Raw genomic sequence first — 6,987 nt, forward strand, 5'->3', positions numbered from 1 at the left:
CAGCAAAAGCTGCTGCCACTGTGCGCTTGTTCTGTAAGTTTTCATCACCTGCTCCGAATTTATCATTGAGCAGGTATTTTTAGATAATCAGAACATCGATGCTAGGTGTGGTTCGCTAGACGCTTACTAATAACTTGTTCAATAACCGCTTTCCCATACCCTTTATTTTGATGCAGTGGATGTATTTGTAATTGCATTATTTCAACGTATTGAGCGTACGTTTGGTATTTTAAAGTACCAATTGGTACCTCATTTATAACTATAAGATAGGAGCAGTTATATTGGTCATCAAGCCTTAAAACATGCTGTTGCTCAGTTAAAAATAACCCGGCATTTTCTAAGTGTTCAACCATAGTCAGTTTTCTGAGGCTTAATAAGTAGTCTCGGTCTGAATATGCTGCCTTTATGAATTTAAAAACCATAGTGCTCCCTTGCAACAGCCTCAATGTTTATATTTGTAGAACTAACCAAAACAAGTGCGCAGTATTAAATGTGCAAGCCAAACTAACAAAGGCAATACTACCAATACCCAAGTGCTTTCCACCAAAGCCCGCCAATAATTCCCCATACACTTAAATTAATAACGCTCATTATAAGGCCCATTACCCACCAGTCTTTTAATGATACATAGCCTGAGCCAAACACTATGGGAGAGGTGCCTGTTGCGTAATGCGTTAACGACATCATGAGTGATGAAGCGCCAGCTAATAGTAAACCTAAAAATAAAGGCGGAGCGCCAAGCGCTAAACCTGCGGCGTAAAATGCGGCAAACATAGCAGTAATATGTGCTGTAGTACTGGCAAAAAAGTAATGAGCATAAAAATACACAGCTACCAATATAATGGCCGATACAATCCAGTCAAAGCCCAGTTGCGCAATGTTGCTCTCAACAAGTGTTGAAAACCACGTTACCAAACCTAGTTTATTTAAAAAAGTGGCCATCATTACTAATGCTGAAAACCAAACAACGGTATCCCACGCAGACTTTTCTTTAAGTACATCGTCCCAGCTTAATACACCAGTCACTAATAAAACCGACAAACCTAAAAAAGCCACTGCGGTTGTGTTAACCGCGTAGTCAGCCCCTAAAATCATTGCGGGTACGCCGGCCCATAAAACAAGCAGCATAGCAAAAACACCCACCATTATTTTTTCGCCATAACTCATTGGGCCCATTTCAGTTAATTTAGATTCTGCATATTTTTTAGCGTCGGGCGTACTTTTAACTTCAGGTGGGTAAATGGCATAAACAACCAAAGGCACAAGGGCAATACATAGCAAACCAGGAACAAGCGCTGCCAGCGCCCACGTACTCCAAGTAATACTGATATTTGCACCGGTAGCATCAGCAATCAGCTTTACAATTAGAGGGTTTGGCGCAGTCGCCGTAATAAACATAGCTGATGTAATAGGGTTTATATGGTAGCTCACTAAAGCAAGGTAGTGCCCAATTTTACGAGATGTACCTTCCTCAGGGGACGAGCCAAAACTTGTTGCTATCGACTTCATTATTGGGTGAATAATAGCGCCGCCTCGCGCGGTATTACTTGGCGTTACAGGCGCTATAACAAGTTCAGAAAGTGCGAGTGCGTAACCAATACCAACTGTTTTTTTACCAAAAAGAGAAATAAAATTATAGCCAATACGATTTCCCAAACCAGTTTTAGCTAAACCCCGAGAAATAATAATAGCAATACCAATCAACCAAATTAATGAATTAGAAAAGCCACTTAATGCATCTTTAATAGCGCCAGATGGGCTGTCATTAGTTACGCCAGTTAACGCAACAGAGGTAATAGCTAAAATAGCAATGGCGCCGATTGGCATTGCTTTACCAATAATGGCAACAACAGTACCAATAAATAAAGCTAACAAATGCCATGCGTTTTCGGTAACACCTTGCGGGGGCGGTACAGCAAACCAAAGTAGTAAAACAATGGCTATAGAAATCAGTCCAGAGGTAACTCGAATATCAGTACCCTTCATTAAAAATGTCCCTAAGTTTTAGAAATGCATGCATTCTGTGTATTGAAAAGGCGACGTTATTCTACTTCATTTTATAATAAAAAAAATGACGCACATCATATGAATATTAGACTTATTTAATTTTATTAATAAAGAGGTAATAAACTATAAACTAAAGTGATTGATTATATTACCTGATGACAGCTTACGTTGTGCTTAATCAACTCTTATATTTTTAAGAGTTAGCTTGAATTGTTTTATCGACTAGCAAGGTCTTTGTAAGTCTTAACGAATACTAGGAAATACAATGAACTTAAAATTAACCAACAACGTGATTACTTTTTTATTAGCGAGTAGCTTTTTGTTACTTGGCTTATCGTTTGCGTTAGGAGCAAACTCTAACACGTTAACGGCTACGTTTAGTTTTTATGGCGTTGATTCGCTAATGTCTGTATCTGCATTAGGTTTGATTAGTGGCTCATTTATGATTGCCTTAGCGTTTGCCACTGTGCTCGCTCGCCTTAAACTAATGAAACCTACGCCAGCACTTTTACTTGCAGCAATTATAAGTTTAGTAGCATTACTTACCTTGTTTGCCAGCAACCGTTGGATGGCTCAACTTGGCGGCTTTCCAATCATTGGTAGTGGGCAGGGCATAATTAAATACTTTGCTGTAGTGCCTTTGTATTTGTTTTTATTTTATAAAGACAAACTTACCGACAAACAACACGTACTTTTAAACTTTATACCGGTTGCCATGGTTTTATTGTGGATTGGCGGCATGAAGTTTTATGAGTTTGAAGCAAAAGGCATTGTAAGTTTAGTAGAAACCTCACCGTTTATGTCGTGGTTATACACGGTATTTAGCGTACAAGGCGCGTCTAACGTGATTGGCGGGTTTGATGTATTATTTGCTGTGTTATTGGGCTTAGGGCTATTTTTAAATAATAAAAAGCTAATTATTGTAAGTGGCTTAGCGTGTTTAAGCGTATTTATGATGACCCAAACATTCTTAATTACCGCCACCGGTGCATTTAGTTCTTCCACTTTATTGGATCGCTTAGGGCAGTTTGTAATTAAAGATCTTTGGTATATAGCCAACCTTGTTGTTATTGCTTTTTTAATGATTTTAAACCGGCTAAATAATATAAAAGAGGGATTTTATGATCAGTTGCAACCAATACGACTACATCGAAATTGCCTGTATGCACCATTTAAGCATTGAGCTTATATTAAAAAATGGTGATGGTGTATGTGGCGTAGCAACTGACACAAAACGCAATGCTAATAGAGACGAATGCATAGTTGTTAACGTAAATAGCGAGCTGCAACTCATTGTGCTTACTACAATTAGTGTACTTAAAGCGCATGAGAAAAATCCATACTTTGACCACGTGAACTTTGATGTAAAGTAAACACCTCACTCATTCGTTTTTATCATAAATATCTCTAGCGAGTCTGTATCATTAATATGTTAAGGCTCGCTTATCTAACCAATGCTTTAGCTAATTACGCGCTAAATACATAAAGCCAAAATTTTCCTACAACTTTCTTTTGTTCTTTACTCGAGTTTTTCACCGAACAAGGCTAAATGCCAACTATTAAAGCGTATAAATAAAGCGTATAAAAATGCTAAACCAGTATAAGTAAGCCTTAACTAGCGCTTAGTATCCGTACGTTTGTTAATTATGCTCGTAAAAGGTAGCTGCATAAATAAAGCTAACTGACAGAACCAACTGTTTATATAAATAGCTATTTTAATTTTGTCCGATAACATCATTAAAAATCGTTTTGGTGAAAAATAACAAAGACCTTTTTATTACATGCCTAATTACTTGTTTACATTAAAGTTAGTTAGTGGAATTATTAAACAATGTAATAAACGCCGTTTTGGGGCGTTATAACTCTCAAAGTGTTGTTCAATAAGTTGTTATACGTTTAGGAGGTTTGGTGAACGGAATCTGTGCATTGTGTACGAAATCAGCGAAGCTTAAAGATAGTCACTTTATGCCTAAAGCTGTTTACCGATCAATTAGTAAAGGTTTCCCTGAACACGGACAAAACATTGTTGTGATTAATGGTTCTAATAAATCAGCAGCCTATACTGACAAGCAAGCTAAAAAGTATTTACTTTGTGAGCGTTGTGAATTGAAATTCTCCAAAAATGGGGAAGATAAAGTAATATCTTTTATGGCTCGTCCTAACGGTTTTAAACTAGCTACAAAGATAAAAAAGTTTAAAACGTTGTCTCATGTAAAAGATGAAGTATGGTATTTTCCACCAAGCGACGAAATAGCGTTTAATTTCATGTACTTTGCTGTAAGCATTGCTTGGAGGTTGTCTGCAACAGATTGGAGTGGGTTCGGTATTCCTGATACAAAGAATTCAATTCGTGAAGAAAGCATGATTGCTTTTTCAGATTACCTATTAGGAAATACTGAACTTCCTGCAAATACTTATCTAGCTGTATATGTTGATAATCAAATAGTAGATACACCATCAATGGGCTTTCCAACTATTAAAAATCATGGTGGCTATCAACATATAGTGTTTAACATTCCAGGTCTAAAACTAAGCCTGTTAGCAGGCAAAAATCCAGGAGCGGGTATTAGAGAAACATTCTCTATTAATACAACTAACGTGTATTTTGTTAGTCGTAATTTAAAAACACACCCTGATTATCATTTTATGGTTAACTTTTTAAAAAATGAATCAGTTGCAAAGGGTCGGTTACTGAAAGAGCGTATCAAACACGTAACAACACGCCCTGAGATGGACGGCTAGTAAAATTAGCTATTAATTGCAAATTTTAAAAGTGGTGAGCCTCTTTGTTTTTCAACACTTAAATGCAATCGTTATCCATTTAAATACCAGCGTTCTAATAGTGTGGTTATATGGCTTATCCTTCACTTTTACTGCTTATAATACGCTTTAGCCTAAAATCAACTATGCACCTATAACGATTAGAAAAACCAGCCACTCTACAAATTTTTGCCTTAGAAAAGTGGGCAACTAAAACCTAAATATATCCATACCTCCTGAGGGCTTCGTTCAATAAATTGCGCTATCCCCGCTTATTTTTACTTCAGCGGTATCATTAAACGCGCGCAATTTCCCTGAAAATCAATAGCCTAAAAAAATAATTATAGGAGGTCCTGTAGTCAAATAACAATACTTTAGTAAACGCTAGTTCATATTACGTCACGTAATATTCATGCAGAACTTTAAGTTAAACATACGCTCGTGCAGCGTTCCCATTTTTATTTGACTCAATTTATTGGACATTCTTTTTATGAAATTAAAGTTATTTATCGCAATTATTTTTAGCACTTCGATGTCGTCTTACGCGACAGAAGCAGTAGATAAAACGGAGTTTTCATTCGAAGACTTAAAAGCGCTGGCAAAAGCCTCAGCCGAAAAGCCCTATACGTCAACTAAGGTGCCAGCGCCGGAGTTAATCGATAAAATTACGTATGACGAACATTGGAAAATACGCTTTAAAGAAGATGAAACCTTATACCCAAGTGGAAAAAAGGCACCTGTACAATTATTTTACCCAGGGCGATATTTTCCTGAGCCAGTAAGTATTTACATCAGAGACGATAAAAATCAGGTTCAAAATGTACCTTTTAGTAATGACGTTTTTGATATGCCTGATAATAGCCCAGCTCACGATCTCCCAGAAGGGTTTGGATTTGCAGGCTTTAGAATAATGCGCCCAGATATGAAACCAGATTGGATATCTTTTTTAGGCGCGTCTTATTTTCGTACTGACGGGCCAGAGGGACAATATGGACTGTCAGCCCGAGGTATTGCAATTAATACGGGTATGAATCAGCCAGAAGAATTTCCGCGCTTTTCTGCATTTTGGATTGGCCCCGCAGAGAAAAAAGGTGAAAGTGTGTCTGTTTGGGCATTGCTTGAAGGGCCTTCTATCACTGGTGCTTATCGGTTTGGTTTAAGTAAAGATAACAAAGAAGCCAAAGGCCATATTACCTCTGTAACGGCTAATTTGTATATGCGCGCCGATGTTGAACGCTTAGGCGTAGCACCGTTAACCAGTATGTATTGGTACTCACAAAAAGATAAAACAGGAGCTAAAGATTGGCGCCCAGAAATTCACGATAGCGATGGCCTGGCGATTCACACAGGATCGGGTCAATACGTTTGGCGCCCATTAAATAATCCTCAGTCGGTGTCGACCAATAGTTTTATTGATGAGAACCCAAAAGGGTTTGGCTTAATCCAAAGAGATCGTGACTTTAATAACTACCAGGACGACGGCGTATTTTACAATAAGCGTTCATCAGCGTGGATTAAACCTACTGACGATTGGGGCAAAGGCGCAGTACAGTTAATCGAAATTCCTACAAAAGATGAAACGTTCGACAATATTGTTGCCTACTGGGTGCCCGAAAAAGAGGCGCGCAAAGGTGATGAGTTTACCTTTTCTTATGATATTGAATGGCGTCCACTCGATCCAAAATCAAAAACGCTTGCAAGCGTTGTAAATACTCGCCAAGGCTTAGGCGGAATTCCCGGCCAGCCTATTCCTGAAGGCGTTAACAAGATGGTGATTGATTTTGAAGGTCCAGTATTTAAAGGCTTAGATAACAAAAGTGGTATAAAGCCGATTGTTGAAGCCAGCAACGGTGAAATACTAGAACCTATTGGAGTTTATCCGGTAGTTGGTACAAACCAATGGCGATTAGCGTTTGACTACAAACAAGCTAACAACAATCCGGTGAACATACGCGCGTATTTAGTTGATAAAAATGATGAAGCTATAACTGAGACATGGGTAAGTGATGCAAAGGTAACGATTAAATAAGACCTTAAAGTAACTGTTTAGCATATTGTTCTTAAATGAACTCAGGCGCTTTTTATCCTTGTTCTTTTGTAACTATTCACCAAGACAAATTATTTTCTAAGGATCTTTTTTAGCTATTGACTGATCCTGCCAGTATGCCAAGCTAGAGCTATTACCCTATCGCTCTAGCTTTAATGAATTTAAACAGCATA

At 37.9% G+C, this 6,987-nt stretch carries 6 protein-coding genes; 4 read left to right on the plus strand and 2 right to left on the minus strand.

The features are described from left to right. Positions 1-101: 101 nt before the first annotated feature. Positions 102-422 (minus strand): GNAT family N-acetyltransferase, encoded by a 321-nt coding sequence (locus H4J63_RS19235; RefSeq protein WP_259365848.1) that lies wholly within the window; start codon positions 420-422, stop codon positions 102-104. Between the two features lie 97 nt (positions 423-519). Continuing rightward, positions 520-1,986, minus strand: a complete 1,467-nt coding sequence (locus tag H4J63_RS19240) for a DASS family sodium-coupled anion symporter (RefSeq protein ID WP_010553576.1) — start codon at positions 1,984-1,986, stop codon at positions 520-522. A gap of 286 nt (positions 1,987-2,272) precedes the next feature. Here H4J63_RS19240 and H4J63_RS19245 point away from each other — a divergent pair, with 286 nt between their 5' ends. From H4J63_RS19245 to H4J63_RS19260, 4 genes are all read left to right on the plus strand, one after another. After that, entirely contained in the window at positions 2,273-3,190 is a 918-nt protein-coding gene (locus H4J63_RS19245) for a YkgB family protein (RefSeq protein WP_259365849.1), read from the plus strand. After that, positions 3,129-3,380, plus strand: coding sequence for a Rho-binding antiterminator (locus H4J63_RS19250; protein WP_024604525.1), 252 nt, complete (start codon positions 3,129-3,131; stop codon positions 3,378-3,380). The genes H4J63_RS19245 and H4J63_RS19250 overlap by 62 nt, the downstream gene beginning before the upstream one ends. Positions 3,381-3,972: 592 nt before the next feature. Continuing rightward, the gene (locus tag H4J63_RS19255) at positions 3,973-4,749 is read left to right on the plus strand and encodes a hypothetical protein (protein ID WP_220467254.1); all 777 of its coding nucleotides are present in this window, start codon (positions 3,973-3,975) and stop codon (positions 4,747-4,749) included. Positions 4,750-5,257: 508 nt separating this feature from the next. Further along, positions 5,258-6,796, plus strand: a complete 1,539-nt coding sequence (locus H4J63_RS19260) for a glucan biosynthesis protein (RefSeq protein WP_182198033.1) — start codon at positions 5,258-5,260, stop codon at positions 6,794-6,796. Positions 6,797-6,987: the final 191 nt, after the last annotated feature.

The sequence above is a fragment of the Pseudoalteromonas sp. 5Ae-yellow genome (assembly GCF_014077565.1).
In the GTDB taxonomy this organism is placed as follows: Bacteria; Pseudomonadota; Gammaproteobacteria; order Enterobacterales; family Alteromonadaceae; genus Pseudoalteromonas.

Excerpts from the sequence above, each read along its gene's own strand:
- H4J63_RS19245 (WP_259365849.1), top strand. The coding sequence starts at position 2,273 with ATGAACTTAAAATTAACCAACAACGTGATTACTTTTTTATTAGCGAGT.
- H4J63_RS19260 (WP_182198033.1), top strand. The coding sequence starts at position 5,258 with ATGAAATTAAAGTTATTTATCGCAATTATTTTTAGCACTTCGATGTCG.
- H4J63_RS19240 (WP_010553576.1), bottom strand. The coding sequence starts at position 1,986 with ATGAAGGGTACTGATATTCGAGTTACCTCTGGACTGATTTCTATAGCC.
- H4J63_RS19235 (WP_259365848.1), bottom strand. The coding sequence starts at position 422 with ATGGTTTTTAAATTCATAAAGGCAGCATATTCAGACCGAGACTACTTA.
- H4J63_RS19250 (WP_024604525.1), top strand. The coding sequence starts at position 3,129 with ATGATCAGTTGCAACCAATACGACTACATCGAAATTGCCTGTATGCAC.
- H4J63_RS19255 (WP_220467254.1), top strand. The coding sequence starts at position 3,973 with ATGCCTAAAGCTGTTTACCGATCAATTAGTAAAGGTTTCCCTGAACAC.